A 1219-nucleotide genomic window follows, 5' to 3' on the forward strand; every position below is an offset into this window, starting at 1 on the left:
TGGACCTGGGCATACCGGCCGAGCGGATCCTCGTCGTCGACGACCCGGGATACGACGAGGTCCTCGCGCCGTACGCCGGGGCCGCGCTGCCCGGCACCGAGGTGGACCCGAAGACACGCCTGCTGATCGTCTTCACTTCCGGCTCCACCGGCGCCCCCAAGGGCGTCATCTGCTCGCAAGGCCGTCTCGCGGGTGCGGGCACGGCGCTGACCGACCAGTTCGGGTTCGACGAGGACGGTGTGCACTACATCTGCATGCCGATGTTCCACGGCAACGCGCTGATGGCCAACTGGGCGCCGGCGATGCGGGCCCAGGGCGCGGTGGCGCTGCGCCGCAAGTTCTCCGCGTCCGGGTTCCTGGAGGACGTGCGGCGGTACGGGGCGACGTACACGACCTATGTGGGACGCGCGATCTCCTACATCCTCGCGACCCCCGAGCAGCCCGACGACGCCGACAACTCGCTGCGCAACGCCTTCGGCACCGAGGCCGGGACCGTCGACATGCAGCGCTTCGAGAAGCGCTTCGGCACGAAGCTCACCGAGGGGTACGGCAGCTCCGAAGGCGGCATGAGCGTCAACTGGCAGCCGGGCACCCCGGACCGGGCCGTGGGTCCGTGCCCGCCGGAGGCCGCGTTGCTGGACCCGGCCACCGGCAAGGAGTGCCCGCGTGCGGTGTTCGACTCCGCCGGGCGGCTGGCCAACGGCGACGAGGCGATCGGCGAACTGGTCAACCTGGGCCGCAACGGCTTCGAGGGCTACTGGCGCAACGACGACGCCAACGCCGCCCGCACCCGCGACGGGCAGTACTGGACCGGCGACCACTTCTACCGCGACGACGCCGGATACCTGTACTTCGCGGCCCGCTCGGACGACAAACTCCGCGTCGACAGCGAAAACCTCTCCGTCGCCACGATCGAGAACATCCTCGCCCGCCACCAACCCGTCGAAGCCGTCGTCGTCTACGGCGTCCCCGACCCCGTCGCCGGCGACCAGGTCATGGCCGCGCTGCAACTGCGACCCGGCACCACCTTCGACCCCGAAACCTTCGCCGCCTTCCTCGCCGCACAAGAAGACCTCGGCACCAAAATGGCGCCGCGCTTCGTACGCCTCACCGACCACATCCCCGTCACCGCGACCAACAAGGTCAACAAAGTCGAACTCCGGCGCGCCGGCTTCCGCACCGACGAACCCGTGTGGTGGACCCCCGAACGCGGCACGGC

1 protein-coding gene is annotated in these 1219 nt (G+C 70.1%); it reads left to right on the forward strand.

Annotated elements, in window-relative coordinates; all coding sequences use genetic code 11:
- Positions 1-1219: AMP-binding protein (locus AB0C36_RS43145; RefSeq protein WP_358365302.1), on the forward strand; the 1219-nt coding region annotated here is incomplete at both ends.

The organism is Streptodolium elevatio, assembly GCF_040649515.1.
GTDB classification, from domain to species: Bacteria; Actinomycetota; Actinomycetes; order Streptomycetales; family Streptomycetaceae; genus Yinghuangia; species Yinghuangia elevatio.